General features: G+C 74.8%; 12 protein-coding genes and 1 tRNA gene. 7 read left to right on the top strand and 6 right to left on the bottom strand.

Features of this window, described 5'->3' with window-relative positions:
- Positions 1-109: 109 nt before the first annotated feature.
- The 3 genes from ABZ128_RS34510 to ABZ128_RS34500 form a co-directional block, all read right to left on the bottom strand.
- Positions 110-1,402 carry a hypothetical protein gene (locus ABZ128_RS34510; RefSeq protein ID WP_356853731.1) on the bottom strand — a complete coding sequence of 431 codons (1,293 nt, stop codon included), beginning with the start codon at positions 1,400-1,402 and terminating at the stop codon, positions 110-112.
- A 413-nt stretch (positions 1,403-1,815) separates the two neighbouring features.
- Positions 1,816-2,979, bottom strand: coding sequence for a S8 family peptidase (locus ABZ128_RS34505; protein WP_356853729.1), 1,164 nt, complete (start codon positions 2,977-2,979; stop codon positions 1,816-1,818).
- A gap of 85 nt (positions 2,980-3,064) precedes the next feature.
- Positions 3,065-3,478, bottom strand: coding sequence for a GNAT family N-acetyltransferase (locus tag ABZ128_RS34500; protein WP_356853727.1), 414 nt, complete (start codon positions 3,476-3,478; stop codon positions 3,065-3,067).
- A gap of 21 nt (positions 3,479-3,499) precedes the next feature.
- Here ABZ128_RS34500 and ABZ128_RS34495 point away from each other — a divergent pair, with 21 nt between their 5' ends.
- A complete protein-coding gene (locus ABZ128_RS34495) occupies positions 3,500-3,655 on the top strand; it encodes a hypothetical protein (RefSeq protein WP_356853725.1) in 156 nt (51 codons plus the stop codon).
- A 103-nt stretch (positions 3,656-3,758) separates the two neighbouring features.
- On the opposite strand, the gene ABZ128_RS34490 is transcribed toward ABZ128_RS34495, so the two are convergent.
- A complete protein-coding gene (locus ABZ128_RS34490) occupies positions 3,759-4,457 on the bottom strand; it encodes a 4'-phosphopantetheinyl transferase superfamily protein (RefSeq protein ID WP_356853723.1) in 699 nt (232 codons plus the stop codon).
- A gap of 112 nt (positions 4,458-4,569) precedes the next feature.
- Entirely contained in the window at positions 4,570-5,049 is a 480-nt protein-coding gene (locus ABZ128_RS34485; protein WP_356853722.1) for a hypothetical protein, read from the bottom strand.
- A 215-nt stretch (positions 5,050-5,264) separates the two neighbouring features.
- On the opposite strand from ABZ128_RS34485, the gene ABZ128_RS34480 reads away from it, so the two are divergent.
- Positions 5,265-5,747, top strand: coding sequence for a phospholipase (locus ABZ128_RS34480; RefSeq protein ID WP_356853721.1), 483 nt, complete (start codon positions 5,265-5,267; stop codon positions 5,745-5,747).
- Positions 5,748-5,777: 30 nt separating this feature from the next.
- On the top strand, positions 5,778-7,289 hold the full coding sequence (locus tag ABZ128_RS34475; protein WP_356853719.1) for an AMP-binding protein: 1,512 nt from the start codon (positions 5,778-5,780) through the stop codon (positions 7,287-7,289).
- Between the two features lie 135 nt (positions 7,290-7,424).
- Here ABZ128_RS34475 and ABZ128_RS34470 read toward each other — a convergent pair.
- Positions 7,425-7,497: transfer RNA gene (locus tag ABZ128_RS34470), tRNA-Arg, on the bottom strand.
- 332 nt (positions 7,498-7,829) lie between these two features.
- Here ABZ128_RS34470 and ABZ128_RS34465 point away from each other — a divergent pair.
- The 4 genes from ABZ128_RS34465 to ABZ128_RS34450 all read left to right on the top strand — a co-directional run bounded on the left by ABZ128_RS34465 (position 7,830) and on the right by ABZ128_RS34450 (position 13,237).
- Positions 7,830-9,449 carry an ATP-binding protein gene (locus ABZ128_RS34465; RefSeq protein ID WP_356853718.1) on the top strand — a complete coding sequence of 540 codons (1,620 nt, stop codon included), beginning with the start codon at positions 7,830-7,832 and terminating at the stop codon, positions 9,447-9,449.
- A 4-nt stretch (positions 9,450-9,453) separates the two neighbouring features.
- Positions 9,454-11,286, top strand: coding sequence for a GTPase (locus ABZ128_RS34460; RefSeq protein WP_356853716.1), 1,833 nt, complete (start codon positions 9,454-9,456; stop codon positions 11,284-11,286).
- Between the two features lie 98 nt (positions 11,287-11,384).
- A complete protein-coding gene (locus ABZ128_RS34455; RefSeq protein WP_356853714.1) occupies positions 11,385-11,795 on the top strand; it encodes a single-stranded DNA-binding protein in 411 nt (136 codons plus the stop codon).
- A gap of 266 nt (positions 11,796-12,061) precedes the next feature.
- Positions 12,062-13,237, top strand: a complete 1,176-nt coding sequence (locus tag ABZ128_RS34450) for a thioester domain-containing protein (RefSeq protein ID WP_356853712.1) — start codon at positions 12,062-12,064, stop codon at positions 13,235-13,237.
- Positions 13,238-13,376 lie beyond the last annotated feature (139 nt).

Raw genomic sequence — 13,376 nt, 5'->3', positions numbered from 1 at the left:
CGGCGCGGGAGCGCCGCACCACCCGGGATGCGCGAGGTCGGGCGATCGGGCGATCGGGCGATCGGTTGATCAGGCGATCACGTGATCACGTGATCACGCGATCGTTTGATCAGGCGATCGAGAAGGTGACGACCGTCTGGTAGGTGTCGGCGAACATGAACGGCGGGAGCTGGATCATCCCGGCGCCGCCGACGGCGAACTCACCACCGGTCAGCTCGTCCCCGCCGGCGGCCTGCGAGGCCACCTTCATCGGGGTGTCGGTGATCGCGCCGGGGGTGCCCGCGGTGCAGGTGCTCGGGCTGTCCGGGTTGGTCACCGTGCAGGACGGCTGGATGCCGAGCTGCGCCTTCGCCATGGAATGCCCGGTCGTCTGGTTCAGGAACGGCGTACGGGTCGCCGTCACGTCCCAGCCGAGGGTGCCGCCGCGGAAGTCCTGCACGGTCGCGGCGTTGAAGACGCCGACCACCGACTGGGCCTTGCCGTTGATGGTGACCGACGGGAAGGCGACGGCCGGCTGGCCGTCCTTCGGGCCGAGGGCCAGCGGGCCGGGGAGGACCTCGATGTCGACCGGGTTCTTCACGCCCGCCTGGTCCTCCAGGTACACGAAGGACTTGTACGGGGTGACCGAGCCGTCGATCTTGATGGCATCGGCCTTCTTGGTGATGGTGAGGTTGCAGGTGGCGGCGCCCGAGGCGTCCGCCGTACCGGTGCCGGTGTCACCGGTGGCCGCTCCCGCGAGCAGGGCGGAGCAGGTGACGGCCCCCGCGGGGAAGTTGGCGCCGGAGACGGTGACCGCGGTGCCGGCCTTGCCGCTGTTCGGCGTCAGCTTGGTGGTGACCGGGTCCTTGGGCAGTGCCTCCACCGCGACCGAGCCGATGGGCGCGCTCGGACGGGGCGCCGGGACGCACGTGGTGGTGAAGACCGAACCGCTGAGGTCCGCGTCGGTGACCGCCTGGTCGAGCCTGACCTCGACCGTGGCGCCCTCCGTGCCGTCGGGGATCTTGATGGTGCCGGAGAACGCCTTCGGGTCCAGGGGGGTTCCGGCCACGACGGTGACGGTCTCGGGCGGGCTGGTGACCACCTGGGTGGTGGCGCCGACCTTGAGGGTGATCTTGGTGGTGTTGACCGTGGTGACCGAGAAGCCGGGGATCAGCGGGCTCGCTCCCGGGTCGATCGTGATCGGGACGACGTCGCCGGCCTTGGCCGTGTCGGGCAGGGTGACGGTGTAGTTCTGGTTGCCCGAACCGTCCGGCTGCGGCGCCGGGGCGTCGCAGTTCTCGAAGACGGGGGTGGTCGTGGTCGCCGCCTGCGCGGTGCCCGCCATGCCCACCACGCCGCCCGCCAGGGCCAGGGACAGGGCGCCCACCCCGGCCAGAACTCTTCGTCGGAACGTTGTACTCACTGGGTCGCGACTCCTTCGTCAGACGAACCCCTCCCCCCACCCGCTGTGTGGGGGAGGCCGAGCCGGTGCGGTGGCCGACATTGACGCGTCGCGGTGATGAGAAGTCAATGGATTGCTTTCGCCGGAAGCGCACAGAAATTGATGTCCCATCAGGGCAGGGCTGCGGGACCCGGCCGGGCGGGCGGGGCCGGAGGGGGCCGTGGGACCGGGCAGGCGGCTGACCTGCCCGTCCGTGGGCGGACGAGCCCTGGCAGGGCCCGGCCTCGGCGGGCCCGGCCTCGGCGGGCGGGCGCCGGGCGAGCGGGGCCGGGGGGCCGGGGCCGGGGACGGGGGCCGGCGGCCGGCCGTGCGCCGGCCGGCCGCCGTGCCGGGGCGGCCCCGGTGTGCGCGGGGGCGGTGCCCCGGGACGCGGTCTAGCGTGCCGCGGCCGGGACGTGCACCATCCGGTTGGCCGTGCCGGCCGGGACGGCCGTGATGCGGTCCGCCACGGCGTCCCGTACGAGCGCCGCGGACACCTCGGCGGGGGTCTTCGCCAGACCCTGCGCCAGGATCAGCGCGGCGACGCCGGCCACGTGCGGGGCGGCCATCGAGGTGCCGGACGTCCGGGCGAGGGCGGTGGCCGAGCCCTTCCAGGCCGAGGTGACGGCCACGCCCGGCGCGGACAGGTCCACGCAGCGGCCGTGGTTGGAGAACGAGGCCCACTGGTCCGCGGCGTCGGTCGCGCCCACCGTGACGGCGGCGGCGACACCCGAGGGCGATCCCGCACAGGCGTCCCCGGCGGCGTTGCCCGCGGCGACGGTGAAGGTGATTCCGGCCTTGATCGCCCGCTTCACCGCCGCGTCCAGGGCGTAGCTGCGGCTGCCGCCCATGCTCATATTGGCCACGGCGGGGGTGCCGGCCGCCGCCTTGGCGTCCTTCACCATCCACTCCAGGCCGCCCAGGATGGAGGTGAGCGTGCCGGAGCCCTTGCAGTTGGCGACCTTCACCGCGACGAGCGCGACCTCCTTCGCCACCCCGTACGTGGCCCCGCCCAGGGTTCCCGCGACGTGCGAGCCGTGCCCGTTGCAGTCGGCGGAGGTCTCGCGCCGCACCGCGTTGTACCCGGCCCGCGCCCGGCCCGCGAACTCCTGGTGCAGGGTGTTGATCCCGGTGTCCACCACGTACGCGGTGACACCGCGCCCGCCGGTGGCGTACGTGTACGAGCCGTCGAGCGGCAGGTCGCGCTGGTCGATCCGGTCCAGCGACCACGGTGCGGGGGCCTGGGTCCCGGTGATCCGGAACTCGGCGTCCGGTTCCACCGAGGCCACCCGCGGGTCGGCGGCGAGCGCGGCGGCCCGGGCGGCGGTGGTGCGGACGGCGAAGCCGTTCAGGGCGGTCTCGTAGACGGCCCCGACCTCGTCGCCGGCCTCGGCGGCCTGGCGGGTCAGCGCGCGGGCCGGGGCGCGTGCGGTGCTCTCCTTGAGGACGACGACGTAGGCGGCGGTGGGCGATTCGGTGGCGGCGGCGGTGTGCGGCGGCAGGGCGGTGGCCGCCGCCAGCAGGGCCGCGGCCGGAAGCAGTGCGGTGATTGCGGTCATGCGGCCGATGCTCGGCGAGGCACGGGCACGGCGCGCGGAGGGTGCGCCGACTGGCCCCACGACTCGCCGCCGTACGGGTGAGGGCCTAGTCGGCGAAGCCCCAGCCGCGCATCGCGAAGACGCCCTCGTCGCGGGCTCCGGCGGACCCGTACGTGGCGAGGGCCGCCTCGTTGTCGGTGTCGACCCCCACCCACATGCCGTAGCAGCCGCGCGCCCTGGCTTCGGCGGCGAGGGCCTCGGTCAGGGCGCGCCCGATCCCGCGGCGGCGGTAGCCCTCGTCCACGGAGAGCTCGTACAGGCACATCTCGGTGCCCTTGTCGGGGTGGGTCATCTCGACCCCGGAGACCATGCCGGCCGGCACGTCGTCGACGTAGGCGATGAGCATCAGGTGTCCGGGCGCGGCCAGGAACTTCTCGGACCGGTCGAGGCGGACGGGGCCGTCGAAGAGCCCTTCCGCGGCCTGTAGTTCGGCGATGGTACGCGCGGGGCGGATGTCCATGCCGGTCACCATAATGGCCGGATGACGAGTGGCGACCCAGATTTCGACACGGCGTGGCGGGCGGCCCCGGAGGCGGTGCGCCGGGCCCTCGGACTCCCGTACGAAGCCCTGGCCGAGGGCGCTTCCCCCGGGTCTCCCCACGGCCCCGTCGGCCGAGGCCTGCTCCGCAGCCTCTGACCGGCCCTCACCACCCGCACCACCCGCCTGACCGGTCCGCAGGCGCACGGAACACCCCGGAAGCGGCACCCGAGGGCCCCGGCCCTGACAGGGCCCGGCCGGTTCAGGCGCGCAGTGCCAGGGCCGCCGCGTAGCCCTCCGGGGCGGTCAGGTCCGTCAGGGTCCAGCCGGGGACCGCCGCAGGCTCCCGGTCCGAGCCGACGTACGGCTCCCTGAGTCCTTCCGCCAGGCCCGTGCCCGTGGCCTTGAGGTAGGCCTCCTTGCGGCACCACACCCGGGCCAGGGCCACCCGCCGCTCGGTCTCGGGCAGCGCTTCCAGCTCCGCCGTCTCCGCCGGATGCAACGTACGCAGTACGTCCGCGACGGCCGCCGCACTCGGCAGCACCTCCACGTCCACCCCCACCGTCCCGCCGGACACCGCGACGTACGCCAGGTCGTCACTGTGCGAGAGCGAGAACTGCACCCCGCCCCCGGCCACCGCGGGCCGCCCGTGCGGTGCCCCGCAGCACGGGCAGTCCTCCCTGACCAGCTCCACCTTCTCCGGCGCCAGCCCGAGGTAGCCGCCGAGCAGCACCCGCAGCGCCACGTGCGAGGCCAGGTAGCGGTGCCGGTCCGCGTCCCGCATCAACCGCCCGGCCCGTTCGCGTTCGTTCGCGTCGAGCATCGGCAGCGCCTCGGCGACCCGGTGACCGCCGACCGCCTCCCGCGTCGTGTCCAGGGACCACACCGCCACCGCCGTGCCCGTCGGAAGCGCGCCGGTCCGCGGTATGTCCGCGTCGAGTTGGTTCACGTACGTCCTCACCCGACGAGGGTAGACGAGCCACTCCCGGCAGGACGGGCACCCCGGCCCCCGACTGCTCCCGGTCCCGCCCGCGTCCAGGGGGAGTTCGAGTGGCGGCGCCGGCCGGCCGTGCTCAGCCCGCCGTGGGCGACGGGGTGCCGTCGGTCCAGGCGTAGACCCGCTTCCCGCGCACCGTGACCTGGTACTGGTAGAAGTCCCGGCACTCGGGCCGCTCTTCGGCCCGGGTGCCCCGCGGCCACCACGTGGCGCCCAGCTTCGGCCCGGTCTGCCGCTTCGGCGTGCCCGAGGAGCACTGCGGGCCGTCCAGCGGCGTCGCCCCGAGCGTGAAGCGGATCACCCGGGCCTTGCCGGAGCTGCGCTCGCGTATGCGTATGTCGGTGGCGTCCGCAGGTATCCAGGCCGGCAGCGCGAACGCCCGCTTCTCCTGACGGGGCGCGTCCGCAGCCGTCACGAAATGCCTGCTCTTCTCCTCGAAGAGCGTGTCGTTGACGGAGTCGGTCACCGGGTTGGGCGGGAGGTTGGGGAGGGCGAACGCAACCGTGGCGAGGACGCCCACGGTGCCTGCGGCGATGGCGAGGGGACGGCGCTTCATGTGATCCAGTCTCGGCCCTGGACCCCCTCGTCCGCGTCACACCCCAGAACGAGCTTTTCCTCTGACTGAGGTCTGATACGGCCCCCTACCCGAGTACCGGCCGGCCGCTCGGCCCCGTACCTGAGAGGTGCCTCCACCGGCCGGGCGACGCCCCGACACCCGCGCCGCCAGGCGCCGTTATAGCTGCGTACCGGCCGTCCCGGAGGGAAACGCCCATGCGCCGCCGCCGTCTCGCCCCCGTCCTCGCCTCCGCGCTCGCGGCCGGCGTGCTCGCCCTCGCGCCGCCCGCCGCGGCTGCCGCGGCCGCCCCTGCCCTGCCGGCCGTCCCGGCCGACAAGCCGCTGGTGCTGGGCCGGTGGACGCAGACCGATGCGGCCGGTTACCAGGAGTGGGCCCGGGCGCGCACGGACCGCGCCAGGTGGGCGGCGTACCGTTTCGACTGGTCGACCGACTACTGCACCGCCTCGCCGGACAACCCGTTCGGCTTCCCCTTCCACCTGGCGTGCGCCCGCCACGACTTCGGCTACCGCAACTACCGGGCGGCGGGCACGTACGCCACCCACAAGTCCCGTGTCGACGACGCCTTCCACGCCGACATGAAGCGGGTCTGCGCCGGGTACCCGCCGGCGAAGAAGACCGCCTGCGACAGCACGGCGTGGACGTACTACCAGGCGGTCAAGGCCTTCGGCATCTCCTGACGCGCCCCCGCTCCCCGAAAGGCGAACGCCATGACCGCGCGCTACGTCACCGATCTGATCAGCGCGTTGGAGCGGTACGCCGACCGCCCCGCGCTCGGCACCTGCGACCCCGGGAGGTCCCCGCTGACGTACTCCGGGCTGCTGGACCTCGTGTACCGGCTGGCCGGAGTGCTCGCCGACCACGGTGTGGCGCCCGGTACCGGCCTGGCGTGCGTGTTCGGCGGCAACCGGGCCGAGGTCGTACAGGTCCGGCTCGCCGCCCACCTGCTGGGCGCCCGGCTGACCCAGATCGTCACCGACCCGAGCACCCACGGCGTGGAGTTCGTGCTCCGGGACTGCCGGCCCCGCCTCGTCGTCCACGACGTGCCGGTGCCCGACACCGGCACGGCCCGGCTCCCCCTGGACGAGCTGCTGCGCGCGGCAGCGGTCGGCGGGGCGGAGCCGCTGCCCGTCCGCGCGAGGGAGGACGACCTGGCCCGTGTGACATACACCGGGGGTACGACGGGCACCCCCAAGGGCGTGGCCTCCACCTTCCGGGCGCTGGCCGCCCGCACCGACGGCCGCGGCAGCCGGGAGGGCCGGGAGAGGCCGACGTACCTGTCCGTCACCTCGCTCGCCCAGCGCTCCGGCGGCCGCTGCCTGGAGGAACTGCGCTCCGGGGGCCGGGTGGAGGTCCTCGCACCCTTCGGCACCGGGGCGTTCGCGGCCGCCTGCCGTCGCCTCGGACCGGTGTCGACCTACCTGATGCCGTCGATGATCTACCGCCTGCTGGACGACCCCGCGACGGCCGCGGGGATCCCCGGGCTGAGCACGGTCTCGTACGGCGCCGCACCGATCCTGCCTGAACGGCTGCGCCAGGCGGTGACCCGCTGGGGCGGCCGCTGGCAGCAGGGGTACGGCATGAACGAGGCGGCGGTGATCTGCCGCCTCACCCCCGCCGACCACGCGAGGGCGGTCGCGGACCGGCCGGAGCTGCTCGCCTCGGTCGGCCGGCCCGCGCCGGGCGTGGAGGCCGAGGTCCGCGACGACCGGAACCGCCCGCTTCCGGCCGGGCACACGGGGCAGGTGTGGATGCGGTCCGCGGCGATGATGACGGGCTACTGGAACCGGCCCGACCTGACCGCGCAGGTGATCCGGGACGGCTGGCTGCGCACGGGCGACCTCGGCCACCTCGACCCGGACGGCTACCTGCACCTCGACGACCGGGCGGCCGACGTGGTGATGGTCGACGGCGACAACATCTACTGCCTGCCGGTCGAGGCCGCCCTGACCCGCCACCCGGGGGTCGCCCAGGCGGCGGTGGTGGGCCGCGCCAGCGCGCTGACGGGCGAGGAGGTCTGCGCCTTCCTGGTCCCGGCCCCGGGCCACTCCCCGGACCCCGCGACGGCCGCCGAGGCCTGCGACCTGGTCACCCGCGCCCTCTCCCCGGCCCACCGCCCCACGACGGTCCACTGGCTGAAGGAAATCCCCCTGACCCCCCAGGGCAAACCCAACAAACCCCGCCTCCGCACCCACCTCTCAAACCCCCACCCGGCCCCCTGACCGTAAAAGCGAGAGCAGCCGCCGGCGGACCGGCGCGGCGGAATTCCGGGAATGGCGGCGCGGCGAGCGCGATATGGGCCGCTGGTCTGCACGAAAGCCCTCCCCGGGGGGAGGGCTGGAGGTGTGAAGTGAGAGTGCCCCCGGCAGGACTCGAACCTGCGGCCAAGTGCTTAGAAGGCACCTGCTCTATCCACTGAGCTACGGGGGCCGGAAGGTGGCCGTGGTGGCCTGGAGCCCCGAGGTGGGGGTGGGACTGCGGTCCGTGCCGGGTCAAGGATAGGGCTCCGGTTGCCTTGTCCCGGTTGCTTCACTCGCGTGCCACGATGTGGAGGTTCGGTGAAGCGGTCCCGATAATCGCAGGCAGGTGCGATTCTCGCACCGCTTTTGCGCCGCGGCGCCCTGGGTGTTGTGCACTCGTTATGCCTGCGTCCCACTCGTCCGCTCTATCCAAAAGGTCCCACTGGAGTCGCGGTCGGCGCGCAGAGGGCGTATAAGCTTCAAAAATGGCCCTAAATTGGGCATTCTTCGCATGTGGTGACCTTGGATGTTCGGCCTCAGCTGCTCGATGCCCTGTCCGCCCTGCGCGACCGGGTCGCGTCCGTGCGTCTGCCGCTGCCCCTGCCCGGTGCCCCCCGCGCCCGTCAGACCAGAGCCGAGCTGCTCGCCCAGCTCGACGACTACCTCGTACCCCGGCTGAAGGCCCCCGAGGCCCCGATGCTCGCCGTCGTGGGCGGGTCCACCGGAGCCGGCAAGTCCACCCTCGTCAACTCCCTCGTCGGCCGCCAAGTGAGTGAAGCCGGCGTACTGCGGCCCACCACGCGCGTTCCCGTACTCGTCTGCCACCCCGATGACCACCACTGGTTCGCGGGCAAGCGGGTCCTGCCCGATCTGCTGCGGGTCTGGGCACCCCCCGGAGAGGACGACCCGGTCCCCGCCCCCAAGCGCACCCCGCCGCGCGGACCCGGCCGGGGGAAGTCCGCCGCCACCCGCGACCTGCGCATCGAGACCGTCGCCACCCTGCCGCGCGGACTGGCCCTCCTCGACGCCCCCGACGTCGACTCCCTCGTCGTCGAGAACCGCACCCTCGCCGCCCAGCTCATCTGCGCCGCCGACGTCTGGGTCATGGTCACCACCGCCTCGCGGTACGCCGACGCCGTGCCCTGGCACCTGCTGCGCACCGCCAAGCAGTACAAGGCCACCCTCGTCATCGTCCTCGACCGCGTCCCCCACCAGGTGCTCACCGAGGTCTCCCGGCAGTACGGGGCGCTGCTCACGCGGGCCGGGCTGGGCGAAGTACCGCGGTTCACCGTGCCGGAGCTGCCCGAGTCGGCCGGCGGGGGCGGACTGCTGCCGGCCAGCGCCGTCGCCCCGCTGTACGCCTGGCTCGCCCACCACGCGCAGGACCCGGCCGCCCGCCAGTACGCCGTCGGCCGCACCGCACTGGGCGCGCTGGACTCCCTCGGGCGCCGGATGCCGGAGCTGGCGTCGGCCGTCGCCGCCCAGCACGCCGCCGCCGTACGGCTCACCACGGCGGTGGAGGAGGCGTTCCGCAGGGAGGGCAAGCGGGTGCGCCACCGGCTCGACGAGGGCGCCGTGCTGGCCGGTGACGCGCTGACCCGGTGGCGCGGCTACCCCCTCGACACCACCGCCGACGAGCTGCTCGACTCGCTGGCCGAATCCCTCGCCGCCCTCCTGCAGTGCGCCGTGGCCGCCGCCGACGAGCGCATCGCCGATGCCTGGCGGCGCGAGCCGGCCGCGGGGGCCGTACCGCTGCCCGCGCCCGACCGGGAGGCGGCGGAGCGCATCGGCCTGGCCGTACGGCGCTGGCGGCGCGTGCTGGAGGAGCTGGCCGAGGAGGAGGTCGCCCGGCTCGACAAGCAGCCCCCGCCCGACCCCGACGGGGTCGCCGCCCTGCTGGTGGCCGCCCTCCTCGGCGGCAGACGGGCCCGGCCCGCCGGGGAGAAGCTCGCCGAGCGGATCGGCGTCCAGGGGGCCGTACGGCTGCGCGACAGGGGAGGCGAGCTGGTCGGCGAACACCTGGAGCAGGTCCTGCGCGCCGAACGGGACCGCCGGCTCGCGCCGCTGGAGGCGCTCGAAGTGAGCCCGGAACCACAGGCCGAGCTGATCGCCGCGCTGTCCCTACTGCAGAAGGAGAGGTGACGCGGTGAGCGCCCTGGCCGACCGCACCGAAGACCGCTGGGACGACGGCTTCATCGCCCGCTCGCGCCGGATCGGCGAGCGGACGGACGAGGACGGCGACGACGATGACGACGCGCTGGTACGGGCCCTGTCCGGGGCCGGCAGCGACGGCGGCAAGGTGCCCTCACCGCCGCCGAGCCCCGAGGCGCAGGCCCTGCGGGTGCGCCTCGACGCACTGCGCCAGCTGGTCGGGCTGTCCCGGACCCGCATCCTCGACGGCAAGAGCCTCACCGAGGTGGGCCGGGTGCTCGACGAGGCCGCCGCCCGGCGCGGGCTGTCGGCGCAGCACACGGTCGTCGCGATCGCCGGAGCCACCGGAAGCGGCAAGTCCACGCTCTTCAATTCACTCGCCGGGGTGCAGATTTCGGAAACCGGGCTGCGCAGGCCGACGACGGCCGCACCCATCGCCTGCAGCTGGTCGGACGGGGCGGCCGGGCTGCTTGACCGGCTGGAGATCCCGGGCCGGCTGCGCAGGCGGCCGCGCGAGACCTCGGAGGCCGAGGCGCTGCGCGGGCTGGTCCTCGTCGACCTGCCCGACCTGGACTCCGCCGTCGGCGCCCACCGCGAACACGTGGACCGGGTCCTGGCGCTGGTCGACGCGGTGGTGTGGGTGGTGGACCCGGAGAAGTACGCGGACGCGGTGCTGCACGAGCGGTACCTGAGGCCGCTGGCCGGACACGCCGAGGTGACGTTCGTCGTACTGAACCAGGTGGACCGGCTGCCCGCGGACGCGGTCGACCTCGTCCTCGACGACCTGCGGCGCCTGCTCGACGAGGACGGCATCGCGCTCGGTGAGCACGACGAGCCCGGGGCCACCGTCCTCGGGCTGTCCGCGCTGACCGGAGAGGGCGTCGGAGAACTGCGCGAGCTGCTCGGACAGTTCACCCAGGAGAAGGGAGCCGCCACCCGGCGCATTTCCGCCGATCTCGACCGGGCGGCGCTGCGCCTGCGCCCGCTCTACGTCGCCGACGGCCACCCCGGACCGGAGATCGGGGACGCGGCCCGCGCCGAGTTCGAGGACCGGCTCGCGGAGGCGGTCGGCGCGCATGCGGCCGGACTCGCCGCCGAGCGGGCCTGGCGGCGCAATGCGGGCAAGGCCTGCGGCACACCGTGGCTGCGGCTGTGGCGCTGGTACGAGAGCCGGCGCGCCCCGCGGACGCTGTCCGGGCTGGCCGCACTGGCGGCCATGGGGGGCCGCGGGCCGATGGGTACGGACACGCCGGTAGAGGAGGAGGTCACCGCCCGGCAGCGGGTGGAGCAGGCCGTGCGGACGGTCGCCGACGCGGCGGCCGCCGGGCTGCCCGACCCCTGGGCCCAGGCGGTACGCGAAACCGCCGTCCGCGGCGCCGAGGACCTCCCGGAGGCGCTGGACGAGATCGCGGTGACGCTGGGGACGGCGGTCACGGTGCCGCGGGTCAAGCCGCCGCGCCCCGCGTGGTGGCCGGCGGCGGTGCTGGCGCAGGCGGCCATGACCCTGCTGCAGATCTTCGGCGGACTGTGGCTGTCCGGGCAGATCGTCGGCGTGCTGGAGCCGTGCCTGCTGCCGCCGGTGCTGCTGATGGCGGCGGGCATCGTGGGCGGGCCGCTGGTGGAGTGGGCCTGCTCGCTCGCCGCCCGGGGCCCGGCGCGGCGGTACGGGCAGGACGCGGAGCGGCGGCTGCGCCAGGCTGCGGCCGGCTGCGGCCGGGCCCGGGTGCTGGAGCCGGTCGCGGCGGAGCTGCTGCGCTACCGGGAGGTGCGCGAACAGTACGCGGCAGTCGCCGCAGGGGGGACCAGGTTGTCCACAACCCGTCAGTAGTCCACAGGCCGGAGCGGGGACCGGCGGCCGGCGCCAGCATGGTTCCTGCTCGTGCGGACGGTCCGTACGGGTCGGGACGTGCGGGGAGGGCGGCCGCGATGAACGACACCGTGGTGACGCTGATCGGCCATGTGGCCACACAGATCGACTACAAGGAGACGGTGAGCGGGCCCTCGGCCCGGTTCCGGTTCGCCGTCACGCCGAGGTACTTCGACCGGCGCAAGGATGCCTGGGCCGACGGCTCCACCAGCTTCTACACCGTGTGGGCCCGGCGCACCCTCGCCGTGAACCTCGCCGGCTCCGTATCGGTCGGGGAGCCGCTGGTGGTGCACGGACGGCTGCGGGTGCGGGAGGACCCGCCCGACGGGGACGGCAACCGGGGGTGGTTCTCGGCCGAGATCGACGCGACCGCGGTCGGGCACGACCTGAACCGGGGGACGGCGGCGTTCCGCCGGGTCGTGAAGGCGGAACCGGCACTGATGGCCACTCAGAAGGCGGCGGTGGTCTGAGTGTTCGAGGCAGCTAGGATTCCCCGGTACTCACGGGCACTTGGGTCTTTGGCCCGAAGGGGAAGACTGTGTCGATTGCCGTTCCCGCATCCTCCGCTCCTGGTTCCGCTCCCTCTCCGCTCCACCGTGCCGCCACGCCTCCGGGCGCGCCGGCGGCCGCTCCTGCGGCTCCTGCTGTCCCTGGGGCTCCTGTTGTCCCCGTTGCCCCGGTTGCTGCGGTTGCCGCGGTTGCCGCGGTTGCCGCGGCCGGTCCCGGTGCCCGGGCGGTGCCGCCGGCGCCCGTACGGAGTTCCGCGCGGCGGCCGCTCGCGGTGGCGCTGCTGGCCGCAGCCCTCACCGCCGCGCCCGGCGCGTCGGCGGCGGCCGACTCCGGGGCGCCCACGTCCAGAACGCCGGAGGGCGCGAGCGCCGTGCTGGACGGGCTGAAGACGTACGGGCAGGCCGTCCTCCACGCCCGCGACGGCTCGGTCCGGCAGATCCCGGCCGGGCTCTACGAGATGCGGGTCGACGGCGGCGGCATGCTCCAGACCTACGGGGTCGGCGTGACCGGCACCGCGCAGCCCCAGGCCCACTACACGGAGAGCGGCTGGAGCGGCAGCCCGCTCGCCGGGAACGGTGAGGCGGGCCGCATCCGCTGGGTGCTGGAGCACTCCTACCCCCAGCTGAACGACCTGGCCGGGCTGGCGAAGGCGGCCGGCGCGGGGGCCCTCACCGCGGAGAGCGCCGCGGCCGGGACCCAGGTGGCGATCTGGCGGCTGGCGGACGGGGCACAGGTGGAGGCCGCCGACCCGGCGGCGCAGAAGCTCGCCGACTACCTCCAGCGGTCGGCGGGGCGGCTCCCGGAGCCCCCGGCCTCGCTGAGGCTGGAGCCGGGCAGCGTCTCGGGCGCGGCGGGCACCAGGATCGGCCCGGTCACCGTGCGGACGGGGGCGCAGAGCGTGGCGCTCGCCCCGGACGCGGCGGCCGTGGCGATGGGGGTGCGGGTGGTCGACGCCGACGGGCAGCCGCTCACCAGCGCCGCCAACGGCAGCCGGCTGTACTTCGAGGTGCCCGCGGGCACACCGGACGGCACGGCCTCGGTCACCGTCCAGGGCTCGACCAAGGTCCCGGTGGGGCGCGTCTTCACCAGCGGGATTCCGGCGCAGGCGCAGATCGTCGCCGGGTCCAGCCAGTCCTCGGCAGCGGCGACGGCGACCGCGGTCTGGCCGCAGCCGCTGGTCGCCGAGGCGGCCGGGGGTGAGGCGGTGACCGCCAACCAGGCCTCCGCCGCCGCGGCGGCCCCGGCCGGTCCGGCGAGTTCCGACGAGGAGCGCCTCGCCACCAGCGGCAGCTCGGCGGCGACCCCGGTCATCGCCTCGCTGGCGGTCGGCCTGGTGGTGCTGGGCGGCCTGGTGGTCCTCCTGGTCCGCAAGCGCCCCCTGGACGAGGAGGACCGGGCGTAGGCCTGCATTCGGGTCATGCCCGGCCTGGTTCCCCGCCGCGGCCGGCCCGGCGGCCGCCGGGGCGGCGCCGCGCCGGGTGCGGCCGGGCCCGGGCGGGGGGTGTTTGGGGGGGGGGGCGCGGGGGAGGCGGAGGGGATGG

This window comes from Streptomyces sp. NPDC006326 (genome assembly GCF_040612915.1).
Taxonomy (GTDB): domain Bacteria; phylum Actinomycetota; class Actinomycetes; order Streptomycetales; family Streptomycetaceae; genus Streptomyces.
This window is presented reverse-complemented; position numbering and strand designations above follow the sequence as displayed.